This window comes from Paractinoplanes tereljensis (genome assembly GCF_016862435.1).
GTDB classification, from domain to species: Bacteria; Actinomycetota; Actinomycetes; order Mycobacteriales; family Micromonosporaceae; genus Actinoplanes; species Actinoplanes tereljensis.
In genome coordinates this window covers 132,442-155,330 of sequence record NZ_BOMY01000013.1, presented here as the reverse complement: position 1 = coordinate 155,330, position 22,889 = coordinate 132,442, and the positions used below count along the sequence as shown (strand labels likewise).

Annotated in this window: 18 protein-coding genes; 11 read left to right on the top strand and 7 right to left on the bottom strand. The window is 71.5% G+C overall.

Translation table 11 applies throughout. From position 1 onward, the window contains the following. Nucleotides 1-14 precede the first annotated feature (14 nt). Nucleotides 15-1,235, top strand: coding sequence for a threonine ammonia-lyase (gene ilvA, locus Ate02nite_RS09920; protein WP_203802575.1), 1,221 nt, complete (start codon nt 15-17; stop codon nt 1,233-1,235). A 20-nt stretch (nt 1,236-1,255) separates the two neighbouring features. Here ilvA and greA read toward each other — a convergent pair whose 3' ends face one another. Next, nucleotides 1,256-1,750 (bottom strand): transcription elongation factor GreA, encoded by a 495-nt coding sequence (greA, locus tag Ate02nite_RS09915; protein ID WP_203802573.1) that lies wholly within the window; start codon nt 1,748-1,750, stop codon nt 1,256-1,258. Between the two features lie 119 nt (nt 1,751-1,869). Next, on the bottom strand, nt 1,870-2,289 hold the full coding sequence (locus tag Ate02nite_RS09910; protein WP_239147271.1) for a DUF4307 domain-containing protein: 420 nt from the start codon (nt 2,287-2,289) through the stop codon (nt 1,870-1,872). An 86-nt stretch (nt 2,290-2,375) separates the two neighbouring features. On the opposite strand from Ate02nite_RS09910, the gene mca reads away from it, so the two are divergent. The 4 genes from mca (at nt 2,376) to aqpZ (ending at nt 7,229) form a co-directional block, all read left to right on the top strand. Beyond that, on the top strand, nt 2,376-3,263 hold the full coding sequence (mca, locus tag Ate02nite_RS09905) for a mycothiol conjugate amidase Mca (RefSeq protein ID WP_203802568.1): 888 nt from the start codon (nt 2,376-2,378) through the stop codon (nt 3,261-3,263). A gap of 56 nt (nt 3,264-3,319) precedes the next feature. Next, nucleotides 3,320-3,613, top strand: a complete 294-nt coding sequence (locus tag Ate02nite_RS09900) for a hypothetical protein (RefSeq protein WP_239147297.1) — start codon at nt 3,320-3,322, stop codon at nt 3,611-3,613. Nucleotides 3,614-3,862: 249 nt separating this feature from the next. Further along, the gene (locus tag Ate02nite_RS09895; RefSeq protein ID WP_239147270.1) at nt 3,863-6,406 is read left to right on the top strand and encodes a putative bifunctional diguanylate cyclase/phosphodiesterase; all 2,544 of its coding nucleotides are present in this window, start codon (nt 3,863-3,865) and stop codon (nt 6,404-6,406) included. Nucleotides 6,407-6,464: 58 nt separating this feature from the next. Then, nucleotides 6,465-7,229 carry an aquaporin Z gene (aqpZ, locus tag Ate02nite_RS09890; RefSeq protein WP_203802555.1) on the top strand — a complete coding sequence of 255 codons (765 nt, stop codon included), beginning with the start codon at nt 6,465-6,467 and terminating at the stop codon, nt 7,227-7,229. Here aqpZ and Ate02nite_RS09885 read toward each other — a convergent pair. Continuing rightward, on the bottom strand, nt 7,212-7,961 hold the full coding sequence (locus Ate02nite_RS09885) for a GGDEF domain-containing protein (RefSeq protein WP_239147295.1): 750 nt from the start codon (nt 7,959-7,961) through the stop codon (nt 7,212-7,214). The two genes, aqpZ and Ate02nite_RS09885, sit on opposite strands and share 18 nt — an antisense overlap. A 68-nt stretch (nt 7,962-8,029) precedes the next feature. Between Ate02nite_RS09885 and Ate02nite_RS09880 the strand changes: the two genes are divergently transcribed. After that, on the top strand, nt 8,030-8,245 hold the full coding sequence (locus tag Ate02nite_RS09880) for a hypothetical protein (protein ID WP_203802552.1): 216 nt from the start codon (nt 8,030-8,032) through the stop codon (nt 8,243-8,245). A 440-nt stretch (nt 8,246-8,685) separates the two neighbouring features. Further along, nucleotides 8,686-10,680, top strand: a complete 1,995-nt coding sequence (locus Ate02nite_RS09875) for a thioredoxin domain-containing protein (protein ID WP_203802550.1) — start codon at nt 8,686-8,688, stop codon at nt 10,678-10,680. Here Ate02nite_RS09875 and Ate02nite_RS09870 read toward each other — a convergent pair. Further along, complete coding sequence (locus Ate02nite_RS09870; protein ID WP_239147294.1) at nt 10,666-11,166, bottom strand: Uma2 family endonuclease; 501 nt, start codon at nt 11,164-11,166, stop codon at nt 10,666-10,668. The two genes, Ate02nite_RS09875 and Ate02nite_RS09870, sit on opposite strands and share 15 nt — an antisense overlap. Before the next feature lie 158 nt (nt 11,167-11,324). Here Ate02nite_RS09870 and Ate02nite_RS09865 point away from each other — a divergent pair, with 158 nt between their 5' ends. Genes Ate02nite_RS09865 through Ate02nite_RS09855 form a run of 3 tightly spaced genes read left to right on the top strand, consistent with a single transcriptional unit; the run spans nt 11,325 to nt 13,383 of the window. Then, nucleotides 11,325-12,467: a 5-(carboxyamino)imidazole ribonucleotide synthase gene (locus tag Ate02nite_RS09865; RefSeq protein ID WP_203802546.1), complete on the top strand. Its 1,143-nt coding sequence runs from the start codon at nt 11,325-11,327 to the stop codon at nt 12,465-12,467. Beyond that, entirely contained in the window at nt 12,468-12,965 is a 498-nt protein-coding gene (gene purE / locus Ate02nite_RS09860; protein WP_203802544.1) for a 5-(carboxyamino)imidazole ribonucleotide mutase, read from the top strand. Nucleotides 12,966-12,975: 10 nt separating this feature from the next. Continuing rightward, nucleotides 12,976-13,383, top strand: coding sequence for a glutaredoxin domain-containing protein (locus Ate02nite_RS09855; RefSeq protein WP_203802541.1), 408 nt, complete (start codon nt 12,976-12,978; stop codon nt 13,381-13,383). A gap of 14 nt (nt 13,384-13,397) precedes the next feature. Here the strand turns inward: Ate02nite_RS09855 and Ate02nite_RS09850 are convergent, their stop codons facing one another. Next, a complete protein-coding gene (locus Ate02nite_RS09850) occupies nt 13,398-18,629 on the bottom strand; it encodes an SCO7613 C-terminal domain-containing membrane protein (RefSeq protein ID WP_203802539.1) in 5,232 nt (1,743 codons plus the stop codon). A 134-nt stretch (nt 18,630-18,763) separates the two neighbouring features. Beyond that, nucleotides 18,764-20,131: a UDP-glucose dehydrogenase family protein gene (locus tag Ate02nite_RS09845; protein ID WP_239147269.1), complete on the bottom strand. Its 1,368-nt coding sequence runs from the start codon at nt 20,129-20,131 to the stop codon at nt 18,764-18,766. 90 nt (nt 20,132-20,221) lie between these two features. Between Ate02nite_RS09845 and Ate02nite_RS09840 the strand changes: the two genes are divergently transcribed. Beyond that, the gene (locus tag Ate02nite_RS09840) at nt 20,222-21,376 is read left to right on the top strand and encodes an acyl-CoA dehydrogenase family protein (RefSeq protein ID WP_203802531.1); all 1,155 of its coding nucleotides are present in this window, start codon (nt 20,222-20,224) and stop codon (nt 21,374-21,376) included. A gap of 83 nt (nt 21,377-21,459) precedes the next feature. Here the strand turns inward: Ate02nite_RS09840 and Ate02nite_RS09835 are convergent, their stop codons facing one another. Next, nucleotides 21,460-22,887, bottom strand: a complete 1,428-nt coding sequence (locus Ate02nite_RS09835) for a GGDEF domain-containing protein (protein ID WP_203802527.1) — start codon at nt 22,885-22,887, stop codon at nt 21,460-21,462. Nucleotides 22,888-22,889: the final 2 nt, after the last annotated feature.

Genomic DNA, 22,889 nt, shown 5'->3' with positions numbered 1-22,889 from the left:
GCACGATCGCACCCATGGACCTTCTCTCCCTCGCTGATGTCGAAGCGGCTCGTGAGCTGATCAGCGGAGTCGTCAAGAAGACTCCGCTGATCCCGTCCCGCCTGCTCAGCGAGATCACCGGGGTGCCGGCCTGGCTGAAGTGCGAGAACCAGCAGCGCGCCGGGTCGTACAAGGTGCGTGGCGCGTACACCCGGATCGCCCGTCTCTCCGACGCCGAGCGCCGGCGCGGCGTGGTCGCCGCCAGCGCCGGAAATCACGCGCAGGGGGTGGCGCTCGCCGCCGGCCTGCTCGGCGCGCGTTCCACGGTCTTCATGCCGGAGGGCGCGCCGCTGCCCAAGGTCACCGCCACCCGGGGTTACGGCGCGGCCATCGAGTACGCCGGCACCAGCGTCGACGACGCGCTCGACGCCGCGGTTCAGTTCGCGGCCGAGACCGGCGCGGTGCTGATCCACCCGTTCGATCACCCGGACGTGATCGCCGGGCAGGGCACCGTCGGCCTGGAGATCCTCGAGCAGCTGCCGGAGGCCGCCACGATCGTGACCGCGACCGGTGGCGGCGGGCTGATCTCCGGCCTCGCGGTGGCGGCCAAGGCGTTGCGGCCGGACATCCGGATCGTCGGGGTGCAGGCCAGCGGCGCGGCCGCCTATCCGCCCTCACTGGCCGCGGGCACCCCGGTGAAGCTGGAGCGGGGTCTCACGATCGCCGACGGCATCGCCGTGCTGCGTCCCGGGGACCTCACGTTCGCGCACGTCAGCAAGCTGGTCGACGAGATCGTCACGGTCACTGACGAGGACCTGTCGGCTGCGCTGCTGGTGCTGTTGGAACGGCACAAGATGGTGGTCGAGCCGGCCGGCGCCGCGGCGGTGGCGGCGCTGCTCACGGGGTCATGTGTGGTGCCGCCGAACGGGCCGGTGGTGGCGATCCTGTCCGGCGGCAACATCGACCCGATGCTGCTGCTGCGGGTGATCGAGCACGGGCTGGCCTCGGCGGGCCGGTTCCTGCGGCTGGCGGTGCGCTGCGACGACCGGCCGGGGGCACTCGCCCGGCTGCTCGGGGAGATCGCGGATCAGCGGGCGAACGTGGTCGACGTGTCGCACTCCCGGCAGAGCCCGCGGCTGAGTTTCGGCGAGGCCGAGGTGGCACTCTCGGTCGAGACGCGCGGGCCGGACCACTCGGCGGCGCTGATCAGCGCACTGCGGGCCTCGGGCTATCGGGTGGACCCGCTCAGCTTCTGAGCGGGTCGCCACCCGGGTTTTCAGCCTTCGAAGGCGCCGAACTTGACCACGGTGACCTTGATGTCGGCGCCGCTCGGGGCCGTGTAGGTCACCGTCTGGCCGGTGCTGCTGCCGAGGATCGCCTTGCCCAGCGCCGACTCGGGGCTGTAGACCGTCAGGTCGGTGGTGGAGGAGATCTCGCGCGAGCCGAGCAGGAAGGTCTCGGTGTCGCTCTTGTCGTTGTCGAAGTAGATCGTCACGACCGAGCCGGGCTGCACGGAATCGGCCGCCTGGGCCTCGCCGACCTCGGAGTTCCGCAGGAACTCCTTCAGGTATTGGATGCGGCCTTCCTGCCGGCTCTGCTCCTCACGAGCGGCGTGGTAGCCGCCGTTCTCCCGCAAGTCGCCCTCTTCGCGGCGAGCGTTGATCTCCGCCGCAATCGCGGGCCGGCCGGCGATCAGCTCGTCAAGCTCGGCCTGCAGCCGGTCGTGAGCGTCCTGAGAAAGCCAAGTCTTGGGCGCCTCTGAACTGGACACGGTCGATCTCCTTGCTGGAACGGGGAAACGCTCAACATCGTCGTCGCATGCTGAACGGAGCGAATCACTAAGCTTACCAGCGGTACGCACGGGGCCGGATTTGCTCAAACTTGCCCAGATCAGGGGGCCGATTGGCAGCCCGGCACGTCACCGACCGACCCTCGGGCGGTGGTGGTCACCGTCTCCTCCGCCTCGATCGCGGTCTCGCCCGTCCCGGCCCGCACCACGACCGTCCGGCGGCCGACCTCGTTGCCCTGGTAGTCGCGGGCCCGCAGCGCGCACTCGGCGGCGCCGCCGGCCGGGACGCGCACCTTGAACTTGATCGTCATGGCCGCGTCGCTGGGCACCTGCCAGCCGACAATCTGCGGTTGGTAGTCGGTCTCGCCGTACCTCTGGTAGAGCTTGATCGAGATAAGCACCGAGAACGCGACGACCAGGGTCAGCGCGATGATCGGCCCCGCCAGTTTGCGGCGGCCGTCGCGCCGGCGGCCGTAGCGGCCCGGTGGGAAGACCGGGGTTGTGGTGTGCGTCTCGCTCACCTGACGACCTCTCATGCGTTTCTTGTCGGTGGGATCGGCCAGAATGGCAGGGTCCATCTTCGCAGCAGGCTGCAGGGGAGTCTTACGTGACCGAGCAGATGCGTCTCATGGCGGTGCACGCCCACCCCGACGACGAGTCGAGCAAGGGTGCCGCCACCATGGCCAAGTACGTGGCTGATGGCGCAAAGGTCCTGGTCGCGACATGTACGGGTGGGGAGCGCGGCAGCGTGCTCAACCCGAAGATGGACCGCCCCGAGGTGCTGGCCGACATCACCAACATCCGCCGCGCCGAGATGGCCAAGGCGCGCGAGATCCTCGGCGTCGACCAGGCGTGGCTCGGCTTCGTCGACTCGGGCCTGCCCGAGGGCGACCCGCTGCCCCCGCTGCCCGAGGGCTGCTTCGGCCTGCAGGACCCGGAAGAGGCAGCCAAGCCGCTGATCAAGCTGATCCGCGAGTTCCGCCCGCACGTCATGACGACCTATGACGAGAACGGCGGCTACCCGCACCCCGACCACATCATGTGCCACAAGGTCTCGGTGGTGGCCTTCGACGCGGCCGGCGACCCGGAGAAATACCCGGAGCTCGGCGAGCCCTGGCAGCCGCGGAAGCTCTATTACAACTCCGGCTGGACGCGGGCCCGGATGCTCGCCCTGCACGAGGGCATGCTGGCGGCCGGCCTCGAGTCGCCGTACACCGAATGGCTGGAGAAGTGGTCCGACCGCGACGACCGCGGCGACAAGATCACCACCCGGATCGAGTGCGGGGAGTACTTCCATACCCGCGATGACGCTCTGCGTGCGCACGCCACCCAGGTCGACCCGGACGGCTTCTGGTTCCGCATTCCGCTGGAACTGCAGCAGAAGGTGTGGCCGACCGAAGACTTCGAGCTGGTCCGTTCGCTGGTCGACAGCCCGATTCCCGAGTCCGACCTGTTCGCGGGCATCCACGAGTCGGCAGTACGATCCGAGGTGTGAACCTCTTCGCGGTCAACAACTTCGGCGACACCCGGTCCGGCGGCCTAGCCGGCCCGATGGGCCTGTTCGTGATCGTGCTGCTGGTCATAGCGACTGTTCTGCTGATTCGCAATATGAATAAGCGCTTGCGTCGGCTTCCCGACAGTTTCACGGACGTGCAGCCGACACAGCGTGAAGCTGAGATCGCGCGCCTCAATGCGGACCTTGAGCGCTCCGACGAGGCATCGGCCGACGCGAAAGTCGACCAGGATCGATCGGAAGCCGCTACGACCGCTACGGAACACGAGGTCAAAGGCGTTACTACTGATAGTGATGCCGCTCCCGCGGAAGGCGATCAGCGCCGCGTTTGACCACGTCGCAGGCCATTCACGAGTCTGAGTGGACAACACTCTCCGTATTGGTCTGACGAAAGCCCGCCACGGGTCGTACGTCAACCCTTGTTGTGTTCATCAGGATTGATTTAGCCTTCCGCCGGGGGTCCCAACGACCCCCGACCCTGCGCGGAAGGGGGCGCTCGAAATGACCACTCCCCGCCCCCGGCTTTCTCCCCTGCAGATGCACGTGCATCCGCGTGTGCCGCTCGTGAACAGGGACAACTCGTGACCGCCCCGCCGGTGACCGGGACCGGTGTCCGTCGATCGTGGATCGAGGCGGCGGGCCTCGCCGGCCGCTCCCGAGCCGTTCGCGCACTGACCGCCGCAGTCGTCGGACTGGCCGTTCTGGTGGCCGTCGGAGGCGCCCTGCTGCCCGTCTCGCGGCCGGTGGATCGTCCACTCTCGGTAATGGCCGGGGTGGGTCTCGCGGCACTGCTGGTGGCGGCCGGACAGCTGGCCCGGCTTCGGTTCCGGCTCGGCCGGGGCGTCGTCTCCGTCTCCTGGGGCGAAGCCGCGTTCATCATCGGTTTCGTCGTGGTGCCACCCGGCTGGCTGCCCCTGGCCACCCTGGCCGGCGCGGTCCTCGCCTGGGCGGTGCTGTCCTGGCTGGACGAACACCACAACGTCGCCGAGGTCGCGCACCTGGCCGCCTCGCTGACGCTCGGCGCGGCCGGCGCCGCCACGGTGGCGCGGCTGATCGGTGGCGACGCGCCGGTGCTGAGCATCCGCACCCAGGTCGCCCTGGTCGGCGGCGCGCTCACCTATCTGCTGATCACGTTCGGCCTGGCCGCGCTCACCCTCACGCTGCATCGCGACGCCGCCACCGGCCAGATCTTCGCCCGCATCCCGTACGCCAAGATCCCGATGTTCGTCGGCAACATCCTGGTCGGTCTCGGCGCGGTGTTCACCCTGGTCCGCGGCCCGGTCTGGCTGCTCGCGTTCGGGCCCGGTCTCTGGCTGCTCCAGCGCACCTACCGCTTCCACCTGCGCGCCGAGGAGGAACGCCGGATGTGGGAGGCGTTCGCGGCGGCGACCTCGGCACTGCCCGGCGGCACCGAGCGCGAGGTGGCCGCGGCCGGTCTGCGCGGCGCGCTCGACGTCTTCGGCGCCCGCCGCGTCGAGATCGACGTGCGCACCCCCGAGGGCGAGCACCGCTACGCCGAGGACGGCCCCGGCCAGGACAACCTCCTCGCCGGCCTGCCCGGCCCGGCGATCACCCGCTCGATGGCGGTGGCCGGTGAGGTCGTCGGCGAACTGACCGTCTGGCTGGCCGAGCCGACTCTCCCGGCGCCCCGCGACGAGGCCGCGATCTCCGCCTACGGTGACGCGCTGGCCGCGGCGCTGCATGATGCGGCGGCGCGGGTGCAGGTCACCGAGCTGCGCGAACAGGCCACCTACAACTTCGTGCACGACCCGCTCACCGGCGTGCTCAACCGGGCCAGCCTGCTGGCCGACGGCGACCGGATGCTGCGCGGCCTCGAACGCGACCGGCACGTGGCCCTGCTGCTGCTCGACGTGAACGGCTTCCGCGAGGTCAACGGCACGCTCGGGCACCGCTGTGGCGACGAGGTGCTGGGCCTGATCGCCGAGCGCCTCGGTGAGCTGTCCCGCGAGTCCGAGTTGGTCGCCCGGGTCGGCGACGACGAGTTCGCGCTGCTCATTCCCACCATCGCCACCCTCACCGACTCGGCGACGCCGCTGCGCGAGACGCCCAGCCCGCTGCCGCTGGCCGTCCGGCGCGCCCGGGAGCTGGGCGAGCACATCGGCCAGCCGATGGAGATCGCCGGCGTACGCCTCGCGGTGGAGATCGCCGTCGGTGTCGTGGTGGCCCGGGCCGGCCAGGTGGAGCTCGCCGAGATGGTCCGCCGCGCCTCGCTCGCCCTCGACCAGGCGAAACAGCAGGAGATGGCGGTCGCCACCTACGACACCAGCCAGGACGTGCTGACCACCGACGAGTTGGCCCTGCTGGCCGAGCTGCAGGACGCGCTGGCCACCGACGACCAGATCGTGCTGCACCTGCAACCCGCGGTCGACCTGGTCACCGCGGCCCCGAGCGGGGTCGAGGCGCTGGTCCGCTGGCGTCACCCGCGCCGCGGTCAGCTCTCCCCGAACGACTTCATCCGCACGGTCGAGCACACCGAGCTGCTGACCCCGTTCACCCACCGGGTGCTCGACCTGGCCCTGTCCGCCGCCGCGTCGTGGAACCAGGCCGGCGTCGACCTGCCGGTGTCGGTCAACGTGTCGGCTCGCAGCCTGCTCGACCCCGGCTTCCCCGGCCAGGTGGCGGACGCTCTGCGCCGTCATCGCACCCCCGCCTCCCGCCTGGTCCTGGAGATCACCGAGTCGGTTGCCGTCAGCGAGCAGGCGATCGTCGACGACGTCCTGGCCGCTCTGCGCGGCGCGGGCGTCCAACTCTCCCTCGACGACTTCGGCACCGGTTACTCCTCCCTAGCCATAGTTACGAGAGCGCCGGTCGACGAGATTAAGATCGACCGCTCCTTCGTGGACGACATGATCGACTCCCCGGCCGCCGAGGCCGTGGTTCGCGGCGCGGTAGAGCTGGGCGCCCGCCTGGGCGTCCGGGTGGTAGCTGAGGGCGTGGAGACGACGGAGCAGCGTGCGGCCTTGATCGCGCTGGGCTGCCCGACCGCCCAGGGCTACCACTTCAGCCGCCCGATGCCGTCCGACCGCATTGTCCAGGCCCTGGTCCAGTTGGCCGAGGCGGCGCCGAACAACATTCGCCCGCTACGCGCCGACGACGCCTCCTAGCGCGCCTCTTACGAGGGAACGCCTGCTGGGGGTCTGGCAGCCGTGCGAGTCTGGCGACATGGCTACCTCTGCACCAACCATGCCGAAACGGGTCGTGGCCGAGTTCCTGGGCACGTTCTGGCTGGTCTTCGCCGGCTGCGGGTCGGCGGTCCTCGCCGCCGGGTTCCTCACCCCGGCGGGCGTTCACCTGGGTATCGGTTTTCTCGGGGTGGCCCTCGCGTTCGGGCTGAGCGTCATGACCATGGCCTACGCGGTGGGGCACGTGTCGGGCGGCCATTTCAACCCGGCGGTGACGTTGGGGCTCGCCGCCGCCGGCCGGCTGCCATGGCGGGACGCGCCCGCGTACATCGCGACCCAGGTGGTGGCCGGTGCCGCCGGTGCCGGGGTCCTGTACGTGATCGCGGCCGGCCGGCCCGGATTCGACGCTACCGAGTCCGGCTTCGCGACGAACGGCTACGGCAGCCACTCGCCCGGCGGCTACTCGCTAGTGGCTTCGTTGGTCACCGAGATCGTACTGACCGCGGTTTTCCTGTTCGTCATCCTCGGTGCGACGGACACCCGCGCACCCCGCGGATTCGCTCCGATCGCGATCGGGCTCAGCCTCACCCTGATCCACCTGGTCAGCATCCCGGTGACGAACACGTCCGTGAATCCGGCCCGGTCGATCGGCCCCGCTCTGTTCGCCGGCAGCGGGCCGCTCGGTCAGCTCTGGCTGTTCATCGTCGCGCCGATCGCGGGTGGGCTGATCGCCGGCTTCACCTATGCGGCGCTGCTCGGGCAGAACGAGAACGCCTCGCCGCTGGAGCTAGCCACCGCCGCCTGACGGAATCGACGCGGGGACGAGCGCGATCGTCGTCCCCTCCCGGCCGTGGTAGCGGCTGATGATGCCCTTGCCGCGCGCTTTGGCGTCGTACATCGCCTCGTCGGCCTCTCGCAGCAGCAGGTCAAGACTGTCGGTAGTCCCTCGCCGGGAGGAGGTGACGCCGATGCTGACGCCGACGGCGACCGGTGTCCCATGAATCGTCATCGGCCCACTGATGTCCGACAGGACACGCCGGGCAAGGTCGAGGACCTCGTCGTCCGATACGTCGGTGACCAGGACCGCGAATTCGTCACCGCCGAGTCGGCAGGCGACGTCGCCGGGGCGCAGCGCCGCGGAGAGCCGCCCGGCGATGCTCACCAGCACCTCGTCGCCGGCCGCGTGCCCCAGCGAGTCGTTTACCGGTTTGAAGCCGTCGAGGTCGAGCAGCAGCAGCGCAACGCTGTCGGCGTCCCGGAGGGCCCGGCCACCGCGATCCTGGAAGGCGGCCCGATTGGGCAGGCCGGTCAACGCGTCGTGGTGCGCCTGGTACCCCAGGCGGACCTTCTGTTCCTGCAGGACGACGGCCATCCCGCCGACTATCAGGAGAGTCGTCAGCTGCCGCAGCAACACCAGGCAGAACGTGGCGAGCATCAGCCAGACCAGGACCGCACCGACTCGCCCGGTGCGTACCTGCACCATGGCGACCGCCACCACGGCCAGCAGCACCGGAACGTACGGCAGGGCCGCCCACATGCTGGTCACGAGCCGGCGAAACGTCGTTCTCGTCGGACATCGGCACGACGTGCCGGCTGGCCAGGGCCATGAGCAGTGCACCGAGCACGAACCCCGCGCCCGCGCCGTTCTCGTACCAGGGCGAATGCATCGTGCCGTTGTGCACGACGAGCATCATGGTCACGGCGAGCACCACCGCCACGCCGGCCAGCAGATGCAATGCGCGAGCGTTGCGACTCGGCACGCTGCTCGCGGCGGTGACCAGGGCCAGGGCCGCGGCCAATGCCTCCGGGATGATGAAGTGAAGATCCGTGATGATCGTGGATGACCGGAAGCAGCGCCGCGGCCGTGATGGACATCAAGCCGCCGACGTCGGTGCCGACGGTTCCGACCAAGGGCGTCTCGGCCAGCAGGAAGAGGCCGTTGGCCAGGCTCCACATCGCGGCGGAGCAGGCGCCGACGATCATCGCTGCGCGGGCTCGGCCGGACACGCAGGAGGCTCGGCGTCGGTAGCCCACGCTCGCGTAGCCGGCCGCCAGCATGATGAGGAAATCGGATGCGGCGTAGCCCCAACTGGACGGCAGGTGCGGAACCACGGCTTTTCGGGGAGTAAAAGTGTCGGCCTTCCTCTGGCGGTGGTGAGCGGTCGACCGAGGCTTCGAGGGAACTCGTGATTAACTCGTGAATCGGATGGCTGCACGGGACCACCCGCGACCTACGAGCGTCAAGATCAGGAGTGGCAGGGATGGCTAACCACCTCGCCGACGCTACGTCGCCGTATCTGTTGCAGCACAAGGACAACCCGGTCGACTGGTGGCCCTGGGGTGAGGCTGCCTTCGAGGAGGCGCGGCGCCGGGACGTGCCGGTTCTGATCTCGGTGGGCTATGCGGCCTGTCACTGGTGTCACGTCATGGCGCACGAGTCGTTCGAGGACGACGGGGTGGCCGCGCTGATGAATGACGGGTTTGTGGCGATCAAGGTGGATCGGGAGGAGCGGCCCGACGTCGACGCCGTCTACATGACCGCTACCCAGGCCATGAGTGGGCAGGGTGGCTGGCCGATGACGGTCTTCGCCACGCCCGACGGGGAACCCTTCTTCTGCGGGACCTATTACCCCAAACCGCACTTCACCCGGCTGCTCGAGTCCGTCGGCACCGCCTGGAAAGAACAGCGCGACGAGGTCCTCAAGCAGGGCGCGGCGGTGGTGCAGGCGATCGGCGGCGCCCAGCTGGTCGGTGGGCCGACCGTGCCGATCTCGGCGGAATTGCTGGCGGCCGCGGCCGCCGGGCTTTTCAACGACCAGGACCGGGCGTACGGCGGTTTTGGCGGCGCGCCGAAATTTCCCCCGCACATGAGTCTGTTGTTCCTGCTCCGGCACCATCAGCGCACCGGTTCCGCGGAGGCGCTCGAGGTGACCCGGCACGCGGCCGAGCAGATGGGGCGCGGCGGCATTTACGACCAGTTGGCCGGCGGCTTCGCCCGGTACTCGGTCGACGCAACCTGGACCGTTCCGCACTTCGAGAAGATGCTCTACGACAATGCGTTACTGCTTCGGGCGTACACCCAATTGTGGCGCCTCACCGGTGACCCGTTCGCCAAGCGCATCGCCGACGAGACCGCGGATTTTCTGCTTCGGGACCTGGGGACGCCGGCCGGTGGGCTGGCGTCGGCGCTGGACGCCGACGCCGATGGGCTCGAGGGTCTGACCTACGCGTGGACGCCCGCGCAGCTCGTCGAGGTGCTGGGGGAGGAGGACGGCCGGTGGGCGGCCGACCTGTTCCGGGTCACCGAGACCGGCACGTTCGAGCACGGCAGCAGCGTGCTGGTGCTCGCCCGGGACATCGACGCCGCCGAGCCGTCGCTTGTCGCGCGCTGGCACGGCGTACGGGAAAAGTTGCTGGACGCGCGCAGCAAGCGTCCCCAACCGGCCCGCGACGACAAGATCGTCGCCTCCTGGAACGGCCTTGCGGTGACCGCTCTGGCCGAGCACGGTGTGCTCACCGGCGCGGCGGCGTCGCGCGCCGCGGCGATCGCGCTGGCCGGGGTGCTGGCCGACCGGCACCTGGTCGGCGGCCGGCTGCGCCGGGTGTCGCGGGACGGCGTGGTGGGCGAGCCGGCCGGCGTGCTCGAGGACTACGGCTGCGTGGCCGAGGGCTTCCTGGCCGTGCACCAGATCACCGCGGACGGTCGCTGGCTGACCCTCGCCAGAGAGCTGCTGGACGTGGCGCTGGCCCACTTCGGCACCGGCGACGGCGGCTTCTACGACACCGCCGACGACGCGGAACGCCTGGTCACCCGCCCGGCCGACCCGACCGACAACGCGACGCCGTCGGGGCTGTCGGCAATCACCGCGGCCCTGGTCGGTTATGCGGCGCTGGCCGGCGAGCATTCGTACCGGGAGGCGGCCGACGCGGCGCTGGAAAAGGTCGCGCCGCTGTTCGACAAGCATCCGCGCTTCGCCGGTTACTCGGCGACGGTGGCGGAGGCGGCGCTGACCGGCCCGTACGAGATCGCCATCGCCACGAACGACCCGGACGACCCGCTGGTGGCCGTCGCCTACCGGCACGCCCCGCCGGGCACGGTGATCGTCGCCGGCCCGCCGGACCAGCCGGGTGTGCCACTGCTCGCCGACCGCCCGCTGCGCGACGGGAAGCCCACCGCGTACGTCTGCCGGGGTTTCGTCTGTGATCGTCCCCTGACCGACCCGGCGGAGTTGGTCGCCCGGCTAGCCCGGGAGTGACACGTGGTCGGCCGGCGCCGTCCGCAGGAGCCAGGCCAGCGGGGTCTGGCCGACCTCCTGATAGGCGCCGTCCGGCCCGAGGCGGAAGCGAGTGACGGTCTCCGCGTTGTCCCGCGCCACCGTCCAGTAGTGCGGGATGCCGGCCGACGCGTACTCCGTCGGCTTGACTGCCCGATCGATGGCCTCGGAACCGCGCGAGATGATCTCGATGGCCAGCAGGAGGTCCGCCGTGTGGGCATAAACGGTCCCTGACGGTGGCTTGGCCCAGAGCGTCAGGTCGGGAATCCGGCCGCCGTCGACCTCGGCTCCCGGAATTCTGATGCCGAGAACCTGCAGAAACTGGTTGTGCGGCACGCCGGCCGCGAAGAACCAGCCCATCAGGCGGCTGGCGATGATGGCATGGTCGCTGTCGGGCGGGGGCACGACTGAGAGAACTCCTTCCGGGCTCGTCTCATATCGGCGACCAGACGTATCAGACGAAATCATGGCGGCAAGATCATCGAGCGTGATGATGGCAGGCATGTATCGTCCGACTGCTTCAGCGCTCATGCGTCGATGTTAGGGCGGCGGCCACCTTGATCGCTTAGGCCTGTGGATAACCCTCGGCGCGGGTTGAGCTGGGGCGTCGCTAGGCTTAACCGGCGATGGATACCCGAACCGGTCTGCCCGTAGTCGGCATGGTGGGCGGCGGCCAGCTGGCCCGGATGACCCACCAGGCTGCGATCTCCCTTGGCCAGTCACTGCGCGTGCTCAGCGTGACCGCCGATGACAGTGCCGCCCTGGTGGCCGCCGATGTGCGCATCGGCACCCACACCGATCTTGCCGCGTTGCGCGAGTTCGCGAAGGGCTGCGAAGCGGTCACCTTCGACCACGAGCATGTGCCGACCGAGCACATCGAGGCGCTCGAGGCCGACGGCGTCAAAATCTTCCCCGGGTCCAAGGCGCTGGTGTTCGCGCAGGACAAGGGGCTGATGCGGGAACGGCTCGGCGCGCTGGGCGCGCCGGTGCCGCGCTGGCAGCGCGTCACCACGGCCGCCGACATCGAGAGCTTCGCGGGTGGCTCCTGGCCGGTGGTGGCCAAGGCAACCCGCGGGGGGTACGACGGTAAGGGCGTCTGGATGCTCTCCTCGCCCGAGCAGGCCGCCGAGCTGGTCGCGACCGGCACGCCGCTGATCGTCGAGGAGCGGGTGCCGCTGCGGCGGGAGCTCGCGGCCCTGGTGGCGCGGTCGCCGTTCGGGCAGGTCGCGGCCTATCCGGTGGTCGAGACCGTGCAGCAGGACGGCATCTGCGTCGAGGTGCTGGCGCCGGCGCCGGGGCTGTCCGAGTCGCGGGCGCTCGAGGCCCAGCAGCTGGCGATCGACCTGGCCAACTCGCTCGGGGTGGTCGGCCTGCTCGCCGTCGAGCTGTTCGAGACCGACGACGGCATCGTGGTCAACGAGCTCGCGATGCGGCCGCACAACTCCGGCCACTGGACCATCGAGGGTGCCCGCACGTCGCAGTTCGAGCAGCACCTGCGGGCCGTCCTCGACTACCCGATGGGTTCGACGACGCTGACCGCGCCGGCCGTGGTGATGGCGAACGTCCTGGGTGGAGCGCCCGGCGGCATCTCGATCGACGAGCGGCTGCACCACCTGTTCGCCGCCGAGCCGGGCGCCCGCGTCCACCTCTACGGCAAGCAGGTCCGGCCGGGCCGCAAGATCGGGCACGTGACCGTGCTCGGCGACGACATGACCTCGGTGCGGGCCCGGGCCGCCCGCGCCGCCAAGTGGTTGCAGGAAGGCGAGTAGATGACCCCGCAGGTCGGCATCATCATGGGCAGCGATTCGGACTGGCCGACCATGGAGGCGGCGGCGGTCGCGCTGGCCGAGTTCGAGGTGCCGTTCGAGGTCGGGGTCGTCTCGGCGCACCGCACGGTGCGCAAAATGGTCGACTACGCCGAGTCCGCGGCCGGCCGGGGCATCAAGGTCATCATCGCCGGCGCGGGCGGCGCGGCTCATCTGCCGGGCATGGTGGCGGCCCTGACGCCGCTGCCGGTGGTCGGCGTGCCGGTCCCGCTCAAGCACCTGGACGGCATGGACTCGCTGCTGTCGATCGTGCAGATGCCGGCCGGGGTTCCGGTGGCCACCGTCTCGATCGGCGGCGCCCGCAACGCCGGACTGCTGGCCGTGCGCATCCTCGGCACGGCCGACCCGGTGCTGCGCGAGAAGATGGCGAGCTTCCAGGCCGGCCTGGAGAAGCTGGTCGCCGAGAAGGACGCCGCGCTGCGGGCGAGCCTGCTGGGCTAGGGTCGGCGTCATGGTGCGCCGCTGGGGTCTGTCGATCGGTCTGCTCGTCGTCGCCGGCCTGGCGTTCGTGTTCTCCTCGCTGGTCACCGGCGTGGTGTTCGTCGTGCTGGCCGCGCTGACCTCGCCACGGGCGTTCCCGCGATCGATCAGCGACGCCGCGGCCCGCGAGTTGAGCGCCCAGGACGGTAAGCCGATCGTCTACTGGCGACCGGGCTGCCCGTTCTGCCTGCGGCTGCGGGCCCGGGTCGGGCGCTTCGCCCGCCGGGCGCACTGGGTCGACATCTGGGCCGACCCGGACGGCGCGGCCAGCGTGCGCGCCGTCACCGGCGGCGACGAGACGGTCCCCACGGTCGTCCACCGCGGCGAGGGCTTCGTCAATCCGGCCCCGGCGCGGGTCCTGGAGATGCTCCGGGCCTGACCGACCTCGCCGGGTCAGCGGAGGCGGACCAGGGCGTCTCGCAGGCCCTCGCGGGTGCGGCGGCGGTTTTCGTTGGTGGCGCCGAAGATCAGCAGGAGCAGGCCGACCGGGAGCAGGACCAGCCATGGGCCGACCAGGGTCACCGCGAAGTGGACGGCGGCGAAGACCGTCGCCACCGCGCCGACCACGACCGGGGCCTGCTGGCGATAGGTCGAGCCGACGATCAGGGTGGCCACCGCACCCAGCAGGAGCAGCACTTCGCGCAGGTCGCCGCCGTCGCCGGCCAGCACGATGCCGATGGTCGGGACGAACGCCGCCAGCAGCGCCGGGCCGTAGGCGGCCCAGCTGCTCAGCTCGGCCCGGGTGCGGGACTCGACCACGCCGACCGCCAGCGCCAGCGCCGCGAACGGCAGCGTGTATGCCTCGGGCAGGCCCACGTCGGCCAGCGCGATGAACATCCACCAGCCGACGATCTCGAAGCCGACGGCCAGCCAGAACAGCAGCCGCCGCTGGTTGGTCGACCGGCCGGTGCGCGACGCCGCCAGACCCAGGACCGCGCCCCACGCCGCCAGCAACGCGGCCAGGTGGGCGGGGGAGTCGTAGGCGAGGGCGCCGGCCAGCACCGCCGACGTGTAACCGGCCCATTCGACCGTGGTCGCCTCGGGGCGGTAGTGCGGCAGGCCCATCCGGGGGACCGCGGCCTCGATGATGAGCAGGGCCGCGCCCACCCCGAGCACGCCGAACGCCGCCCAGGAGCGCGGCATACCGGCCGCGATCGCGATCGTCAGGACGAACAGCTGCGCCATCACCGCGGCGAACAGCCAGCCCAGCACCCGGGCGGTCTGCGAGCGGCCGGCCAGCGCCGCGACCAGGCCGACGCCGACCGCGCTACCCAGGGTGAACAGGGTCATGTGCTGCTGGGCCAGGCTTCCGGCCAGGCCGGCGTTGCCGGCCAGCAGGCCGATCACAAAGACGATATTGCGGACCGTACGCAGCATCGACGCGCGCGCGGCCGCCGGTGGCGGAGTCAAGGCCAGGCCCAGCATCGCGATCGTGAAGACAAGCAGGGCCGCGGTGGTCGCCGCCGGGAACGGGAAGCGCAGTGCGATCGGGGTGATCAGCAGGGTGATGGCGATGCCGGGCAGGATCACCGGCACCGACTCGGACGCCTTGCCACCGAAACCGATCGCGGCCAGCGCCGCGGCCCCGGTCAGCAGCACGATGGCCAGCACGCTGGTGCCGTCCACATAGCCGGACGAGGGCTGGGAGAGGGCGAGGATCGGACCGTCCCAGATGTGCTGGATCTGCTGCAGCGGGTCGATCAGGGCGGCTCGCAGCGCCGGCGCGATCGAGAAGAGCGCCAGCACCGTCGGGACCAGCGCCAGGGCCACCGCGCTGGTGGCCGGGTCGACCAGCCAGCGGCCGCGCAGACCGCTCGGGCGCATGCTCGTCCAGCGCTGGGACTCGTAACGGGACCCGGACCAGTAGCGGTTGCGGGCGACGGTGAGGCCGGGGGCCGGGGTGGCGCCGCGCAGCAGCTCGGCCATCACGCCGAGCAGGGCGGCGGCCGCCGCGTACAGAGCGGTCGAGTACGGGGTGGGGATCGACGCGAACGCGGTGAAGGTCGCGCCGAGCACCAGGCCGACCGTGGCCCAGGGCAGGTATTGCGGGATCCGGCGGGCGATCACGCCCAGCACGGCCAGGCTGAGCGCCGACGCGGCCAGCGCGGCGGTGAGCACCACCTGGGCGCCGTTGCCCTGGTCGGCGGCGAGACCGGCCAGCACGCCGGGCAGCGCGAGCAGCACCGCCCCGGTGGCGGCGCCGCCGATCTGGGCCCGGTGCCGGGGCATGCCGGTGTCGTCGCGGGCCAGGTCGGCCTCGGTGACCGCGGACGACCAGAAGCGGCCGGGCGGCGGCGTGACGTCGTCTTCCGCCGTGGTCACCGCGACCGGGGTGCGGGCCATCACCGCGGTCAGCGCGCCGACCATCACGATGAGCAGCATCGCCAGGCAGGTGGACCACGGGCGAGCCAGGCCCGCGCCGGCCGCGTGCAGGAGCACGGCGGCGGCCGCGGCGGCCCGGCAGATGGCGGCGCGCGGGTCGGCGGCGGCCACCGCGGCCATCGCGTAGGCCACCGCGACGGCGCCACCGACCAGCAGCGGGGACCACCAGGGCAGGCCGAGCGCGAACGGGGCACCGATCGCGGCCAGCGCGCCCGCGCCCGCGGACATCGCGTACGACCAGGGGCGCGGGGCGGCGAAACCGGCCGCGACGGCCAGCACGACCAGGGCGAACGGTGCCTGCCAGGCGCCCGGTTGGGCGGTGGTCGGGTATTGGGTCAGGTCGGCCGCCCACACCGGGCCGTGCAGGGTCAGCACCCGCAGGCCGCCGGCCAGGGCCTGGTAGCCCGCGATCAGGCCGACCACGGCACCGGCGGCGGCCAGACCCCGGGCCGGACCGCGGCGCCAGTCGTCGGGCAGCGCCGCCACGCCGAGCGCGACGATCAGCACGACCACGCCGGCCACCGCGAGCGGACCGTTCGGGAAGGCCAGCGCGAACACCCGGGCCAGGGCGCCGCAGATCGCCACCGTGGCAGCGGCCGCCGCCACGTCGGGGCCGTCCAGGACGCGGTCGCTGCGCCGGCCGTTGTCGATCGACTTGGCGAAGAACAGCAGGCCCGCCGCGACCAGCAGCAGCGCGCCCACCCAGATGTCGGGCGGGGTGGCGCCCGGGGCCAGCAGGGCGGCCAGGGCCAGCGCGACCGCGCCACCGCCGGCGCCGGCGGTCAGCGGGGCGCTCACCTCGCGGCGGGCCACCTGGAACACCGCCGCGTAGCTGAGGGTGGCGGCCACCGCCAGGAAGCCGACGGCGAGCGCCGGCACGGTCACCGCCTCGGTCGGCGGCGGGCCCTCACCGGCGTCCGAGACGGCCAGCGCGGCCGTCACCGCGGCACCGGGCAGGGCCAGGGCGGCGGCGCCGGAGGCCCAGTCGCCGACCATCCACGCGTACAGCCGGAAGGGGATCTGGCGGGCCGCTACGGCGATCATCACGCCGGCGCCGGCCAGTGCGGTCAGCACGGCTGCGGTCAGCCAGGACGCGCTGAGGGCGGCGCCCGCGCCGAACAGGCCGACCGTGCCGGCCGCGGCCACGTGCGTGATGGCCACCCGGCGGGTGTCCGCGGCCAGGCCGGCCGCGCCGATCGCGATCGCCGCCAGCACCAGCGGCCAAGGTGCCTCGGACCAGCGCAGACCCAGCGAGGCGGGGACCGACAGAGCGGTCAGGGCGACGCCGATCACCGCGCCCTCGTGGCGCACGCTGCGCGGCAGGGCCAGCGCGGCGGCGAACGTGACGAGCAGCGCGCTGAACGCCAGGAGCCAGCCGGCGTCACCGGCCGCCTCGGAGATCCGGTTCGCGTAGTTCGCCGTGTCGGCGTGCCAGACCGGGCGGGCTGCCTGCAGCGGGGCGAGCGCGGCCCGAAGGCCGGCCAGGGTGAGGAAGACGCTGATGATCACGAGGGCCACCGCCGACGCGATCTCCGGTCCGACCCGGATCGCCGGTGGGAGCAGGCCGACCAGGGCGCCGATCACCGCGATCGTGGCCGCGGCCACCACCAGGGTCCAGCGCGGCGAGACCACGTCGGCGATCCGGGCCGCCGAGCCGATCAGGGCCAGGGCCAGCACACCGCCGGCGATGTTGAGGGCGAGCAGGTTCTTCAGCAGGCGGGCGGCGGCCAGGGCGGCCAGCGCGGCGAGCACCAGCACCAGGCCGGAGCGGAGCGCGTCGGGCACCACCCGGGCCTGCAGCAGCGCCACCGCCGAGTAGAGCAGGGCGCCGGCGCTGGCCACGCAGAGCAGCGCGAAGGTGATCTCGCGCAGCCAGTCGGCGGACGGCGGGGTGGCCGGCGCGGCCACCGGCACCGAGCCGGCGGCGGGTGCGCCGGCCGGGCGGGGCCCGGGGAAGATGCGGGTGGGCAGCCAGCGCCAGCGACGCCGGCCGGTCATCCCCGACAGGATCAGGTCGGGTTCCTCGGGGTGCGACTCGGGGCGCGGCGGGGCGTCGGCGAGGAAGTCGGCGGCACCGGCCGCGTACGCGTCCTGGTCGCCGGGGGCCATGCCCTCGCGGTCGGCGGCGACCGGGCGGTTCGGCGGCCACTGCGGGAGCAACCGGCCGCTGCTGATCACCGTGGTGAGCAGCATCAGGTCGAGCACGGCCACCACGGTCAGGGCCATGCCCCAGCCGGCCGGACTCTGGATCGCCGGGTGGGCCAGCAGCAGCGGCACCGGCTGCAGCGCGATCACCGTGGCGTATCGGGGTGCGCTCAGCCTGGTCGCGGTCGCGTAGAGGAAGCTCGCCACCGAGGTGACCGCGAAACTGATGCCCAGATAGAGCGGGGCCGGCACGCCGGGGCCGCCGGCCAGGGCGCTGCCGTGCAGCGCCCACAGCGTCATCGGCAGCAGCACCAGGCCGACGCCGGCCACCGTCTCGGCGGTCGAGCTCAGGTCGCGTTTGGCGATGCCGGGCGCCACCGCCAGCGCGATCGCGGTGAAGACGGCGAGGATCACGGCGCGGGCGAACGGGTTGCTGACCGCCACCCCGGCGAACACCACGGCGGCCACACCGATCAGCAGCGCGCCGAGCGCGAGCGTGATGTTCTGCACCGACTGGGTGGACGCCTCGGGCGGATGCTGCTCGCCACCGGTGAAACCGGCCCGGCGCGGCGGCGGGCCGATCCGCTCGGTCGGCGGCGGGTCGTCGACCAGCATGGTCACGCCGTCGGTGGCGACGCCGGGCGGGCCGGAGTGGGCCGAGCCGGGCGGTGCCCAGTCGGGGCGCGGACCGGTGGCCCGGGGGCGGGGGCCGCCCGACGGGGGCGGTGGCGGGCCGGCCGGGCGGGCGCCGGGTGCGGGCGGCGGTGCGTCCTGCACGCGGGTGCTGCCGGCCGGGGGCGGCGGGGTCTCGGCGGTGGCCTGCCCCGGTGGCGGAGGCGGGGCTCCGGCGGGGGTGGGCGGGGCCGAGAAATCCTCGTTCGGCCGGCGCCGGCGCCTGGTCTTGGCCGCCTTCTTCGCCTTGGCCTGCTGGTTGGCGTGGGCCAGGATGTCTCGCTGGAACTGCGCCGCCTGGATCTTGGCGGCGATGTTCGTGCGTTCCTTGGCCGCCGTCATATCGCGGATCTTCAGTTCCGCGATGGAGGCCTCGATCCGGGCCAGCTCCTCGTCGTAGCTGTCGGACTGTCCAGCCTGCGCCACGGCACCTCCTCGACCCCCGCCGGCATGTTCAAGTCATCCGGGGATAACTAGAGCATGCCGGTACGACACCTCATTAGAACAGGCTCATGCGGGCGGAGATCTATGGAAACGGGCGCGAAACGCCGCCGACCTTGTTAAGCGGGTGGACGGCCCATGCCCCGATATGTCCATCCGGCCCGCGCCCACTGGGCCGGGTCCAGGCAATTTCGGCCGTCGATCACCCGGCGGGCCGCGACCAGGCCGCCGAGCAGGACCGGGTCGGCGTTGCGGAACTCGGCCCACTCGGTGGCGACCACCACCAGCGCGACGCCTTCGACGGCATCGGTGAGGGTCGGGGCGTACGTCAGGTGCGGTTGCTCGCGGCGGGCGTTCTCCATGGCCTGCGGGTCGTACACCCGTACCTCCGCTCCGGCCGCGGCCAGCCCCGCCGCGGCCGCGAGACTTGGCGCATCGCGTACGTCATCGGAATTGGGCTTGAACGCCGCGCCCAGCACCGCCACCTTCGTGCCGGAAAGGTTCGGCCCGGCCGGGCCGGCCGGCCGTTCCAGCAGCTCCGCTGCCATCTGAAGCACCCGGCCGCGGCGGCGGGTGTTGATCAGATCGACCTCGTGCAGGAAGCGGACCGCCTCGCCCGCGCCCAGCTCCTGCGCCCGGGCCTGGAAGGCCCGGATGTCCTTGGGCAGACAGCCGCCGCCGAAACCCAGCCCGGCCTGCAGGAACCGGTTTCCGATCCGGGGGTCGTAACCGATCGCCCGGGCCAGCTGGGTGACGTCGGCGCCGGCCACCTCGCAGACCTCGGCCATCGCGTTGATGAAGCTGATCTTGGTGGCCAGGAACGCGTTGGCGGCCACCTTCACCAGCTCGGCCGTCGCGAAATCGGTCACCACCAGCGGAACGTCCCGGTCCTCGGTGGCGGCCAGGTCGAAGACGCCCTTGTGCGCGGCCCGGAACAGCTCGTTCGCCCAGGTGGACTTGATGCCGGCGACGATCCGGTTGGGCCGGAGCACGTCCTCCACCGCGTACCCCTCCTGGAGGAACTCCGGCGACCAGGCCACCTCGACGCCCAGCGCGGGGTCGCTGAGCTTGGCGACCAGCTGTTCCACCCAGGTCGCCGTGCCGACCGGCACGGTCGATTTCCCGACGATCAAAGCCCGGCGGTGCAACAGCGGGGCGAGATTGGTGACGGCGCTTTCGACGTACGTCAGGTCAGCGCTCATGCCGTCCGCCCGCTGTGGGGTCCCGACGCAGATGAAGTGCACGTCGGCGAACCCGGCGGCTTCCTGGTACGAGGTGGTGAAGCGCAGCCGCCCGGCGGCGAGGTTGCGGCGCAGCAGATCGTCCAGGCCAGGCTCGTGGAACGGCACCCGGCCGGACGCCAGCGTGGCTATCTTGACCTCGTCCACGTCGACGCCGAGAACGTCGTACCCCAGCTCGGCGAAGCAGATGGCGTACGTCGCGCCCAGATAGCCGGTACCCAGGAACGACAGGCGGGGAAGTGTCACATCCCGGTTAACGATCCGGCCCCTGGTGGGCGAGCGCTACGCGCCAGTAACATAGCGGCGGGGAACCGCCGATGCGAAAGGGCCACCGTCATGTCTGAGTTCGACGTCTACCGGCTGCCGGAGGACCACGAGACCATCCGCGCCGCGGTGCGCGAGGTCTGCGACGCGAAGGTGGCGCCCAACGCCGCCGAGGCCGACGAGACCGCGGAGTTCCCCAAGGCTTCCTACGACGCCCTGCGGGCCTCCGACTTCCACGCCCCGCACATCCCGGTGGAGTACGGCGGTGCCGGCGCGGACGCCCTGGCCACCGCGATCGTGATCGAGGAGGTGGCCCGGGCCTGTGCCTCGTCGTCCCTGATCCCCGCGGTCAACAAGCTCGGCTCGCTGCCGCTGATTCTGTCCGGCTCGGAAGAGATCAAGCAGGCGTACCTGCCCAAGGTCGCCTCCGGCGAGGCGATGTTCTCCTACTGCCTGTCCGAGCCCGAGGCGGGCTCGGACGCCGCCTCGATGACCACCCGGGCCGTACGCGACGGCGACTTCTGGGTGCTCAACGGCGTCAAGCGGTGGATCACCAACGCCGGCGTCTCCGAGTTCTACACGGTGTTCGCGGTGACCGATCCCGCTGCCCGTTCTCGTGGCATCTCCGCCTTCGTGGTGGAGAAGTCGGACGAGGGCGTCTCGTTCGGCGCGCCGGAGAAGAAGCTCGGCATCAAGGGCTCGCCCACCCGTGAGGTCTACTTCGACAACGTGCGCCTGCCCGCCAACCGGATGATCGGCGCCGAGGGCACCGGCTTCGCGACCGCGATGCAGACCCTCGACCACACCCGGGTCACCATCGCGGCCCAGGCCATCGGCATCGCCCAGGGCGCGCTCGACTTCGCCAAGGGCTACGTCAAGGAGCGCAAGCAGTTCGGCAAGTCGATCGCCGACTTCCAGGGCATCCAGTTCATGCTGGCCGACATGGGCATGAAGCTCGAGGCGGCCCGGCAGCTGACCTACGTGGCGGCCGGCAAGAGCGAGCGAGGCGACGCCGACCTGACGTACTTCGGGGCGGCCGCGAAGTGCTTCGCCTCGGACGCCGCCATGGAGATCACCACCGACGCGGTCCAGCTCCTGGGCGGCTACGGCTACACCCGCGACTACCCGGTAGAGCGCATGATGCGTGACGCCAAAATCACCCAGATCTACGAGGGCACCAACCAGGTCCAGCGCATCGTGATGGCCCGCCAGCTCCTCAAGGACTAAAGCAGGCTGTTTTTCAGCTCAGAGACTATGTGGCCGGGCTTTTATGCCTGGCCACTTGTCGTCCTGGTTGTCGATGAGTCAGGTCACCGCGCCGAATGAAAGGCCGGCCCGGTGTGCATCGTCTCATCGAATTCGCGGTATGAGCCGGGCAGCGTCTTCTTGGCCCGGTACATGGCGAGATCGGCCTCCTCGATCAGCTCTCCGACGCTGTGGCCGATGCGGTTGTAGGAGATGCCGACGCTGGCGCGTGTGGTGACGAGGCGGCCGGCGATCTCGAAGGGCCGGGCGATCTCGTCGATCACCCGCTGGGCGATGTCCCGGGCCTGTGCGACTCCGGTCAGCGGCTCCACCAGTACGGCGAACTCGTCCCCGCCGAGCCGGGCGGCCATGTCCGAGCTGCGCAGCGCGGCCGAAAGGCGGTCGGCGACGCCGCGCAGCAGCTCGTCCCCGGCGGTGTGCCCGAGAGTGTCGTTGACTTGTTTGAACAGGTCGAGGTCGAGGTAGAGCAACGCGGCGGTCGCCGGATCGCGGCAGGTCGCCAGCATGCGCTGGACATGCTGGCGGAACAGGGACCGGTTCGGCAGCCCGGTGAGCGGGTCGTGGTGCGCGGCGTGCACCGCGGCGAGGGTCGAGGCGCCGGTCAGCGCGAGGCTGGCCTGCTCGCCGAACGCGGCCAGCACGTCCCGCCATTCGGATCGTCGGCTTGTGTCGTCCCGGCCGGCGATGACGAAACCACCGGCCACATTGTCTCCGATGTGGATGGGAACAGCAGCCAGCGGGCCGTCGGTCACCGGGTTGTTCGCGTCCATGGCCAGCCGGGCGGCACCGACAAAGACGTCGGGGCCGGACTGGTGACCGCTGAGCGACGCGACCGTCAGCCGGTCGTCGGCGCCCGGTTCGCGAAGAACAAGCGCCGTGGTGACGTCGTCCAGGAGCATCTGGGCTCCGTCGGTGATCGAGCCGAGGATCTCGCCGAGCGGGATCTGCTGGTTGGCGGCCCGCTGGATACGCAGCAGCGTCTCGAGCAACCGTTCGCGCCACTCGAGCGCCCGGAGTAGCGCGAGCCGGGCCTCGGCTTCCTGTTCCCGCTCGCGGCGCAGCCGCCGCTCGTTCTCGAGCGTGCGCAGGCCTCGCAGGGCAAGGCCGAGCACCCGGGCCATGCCCTGCAGCATCTGGCGTTCCTCCGCGGTGAACGGCTCGTCGGCCCGCGCGAGGATCAGCTGACCGTCGCTGCCCCGGTCCAGCGGGTGCATGGTGAGATACATCGACCCGACGCCGGGGAAGGCCGTGGTGTCGGCCGTCGCCCGCAGACCGGTGAACAGGGCAGGGTCGGGGTTGCGGCCCAGGCCGACCGACGCAGCGACCTCGCCGTCACCGATGACGGCGGCCACTTCGGCCTCGGTCGACTCGCTCGCCCGCTGCACGGCGATGCGGGCGGCGCTGGCGACGTCGCCGGCCCGGGTTATGGCGCTGAAGAATTCGGTGAGCTGAAGGAGCGACCAGCCTGCCATCG

Bases quoted from the DNA above. Each gene is read 5' to 3' on its own strand.
- purE (WP_203802544.1), top strand. From the start codon at position 12,468: ATGACCCCGCAGGTCGGCATCATCATGGGCAGCGATTCGGACTGGCCG.
- Ate02nite_RS09870 (WP_239147294.1), bottom strand. From the start codon at position 11,166: ATGATTTCGTCTGATACGTCTGGTCGCCGATATGAGACGAGCCCGGAA.
- Ate02nite_RS09880 (WP_203802552.1), top strand. From the start codon at position 8,030: ATGAGCAGTGCACCGAGCACGAACCCCGCGCCCGCGCCGTTCTCGTAC.
- Ate02nite_RS09840 (WP_203802531.1), top strand. From the start codon at position 20,222: ATGTCTGAGTTCGACGTCTACCGGCTGCCGGAGGACCACGAGACCATC.
- Ate02nite_RS09885 (WP_239147295.1), bottom strand. From the start codon at position 7,961: ATGTGGGCGGCCCTGCCGTACGTTCCGGTGCTGCTGGCCGTGGTGGCG.
- Ate02nite_RS09900 (WP_239147297.1), top strand. From the start codon at position 3,320: ATGGGCCTGTTCGTGATCGTGCTGCTGGTCATAGCGACTGTTCTGCTG.
- Ate02nite_RS09855 (WP_203802541.1), top strand. From the start codon at position 12,976: ATGGTGCGCCGCTGGGGTCTGTCGATCGGTCTGCTCGTCGTCGCCGGC.
- Ate02nite_RS09865 (WP_203802546.1), top strand. From the start codon at position 11,325: ATGGATACCCGAACCGGTCTGCCCGTAGTCGGCATGGTGGGCGGCGGC.
- ilvA (WP_203802575.1), top strand. From the start codon at position 15: ATGGACCTTCTCTCCCTCGCTGATGTCGAAGCGGCTCGTGAGCTGATC.
- Ate02nite_RS09875 (WP_203802550.1), top strand. From the start codon at position 8,686: ATGGCTAACCACCTCGCCGACGCTACGTCGCCGTATCTGTTGCAGCAC.
- aqpZ (WP_203802555.1), top strand. From the start codon at position 6,465: ATGGCTACCTCTGCACCAACCATGCCGAAACGGGTCGTGGCCGAGTTC.
- Ate02nite_RS09835 (WP_203802527.1), bottom strand. From the start codon at position 22,887: ATGGCAGGCTGGTCGCTCCTTCAGCTCACCGAATTCTTCAGCGCCATA.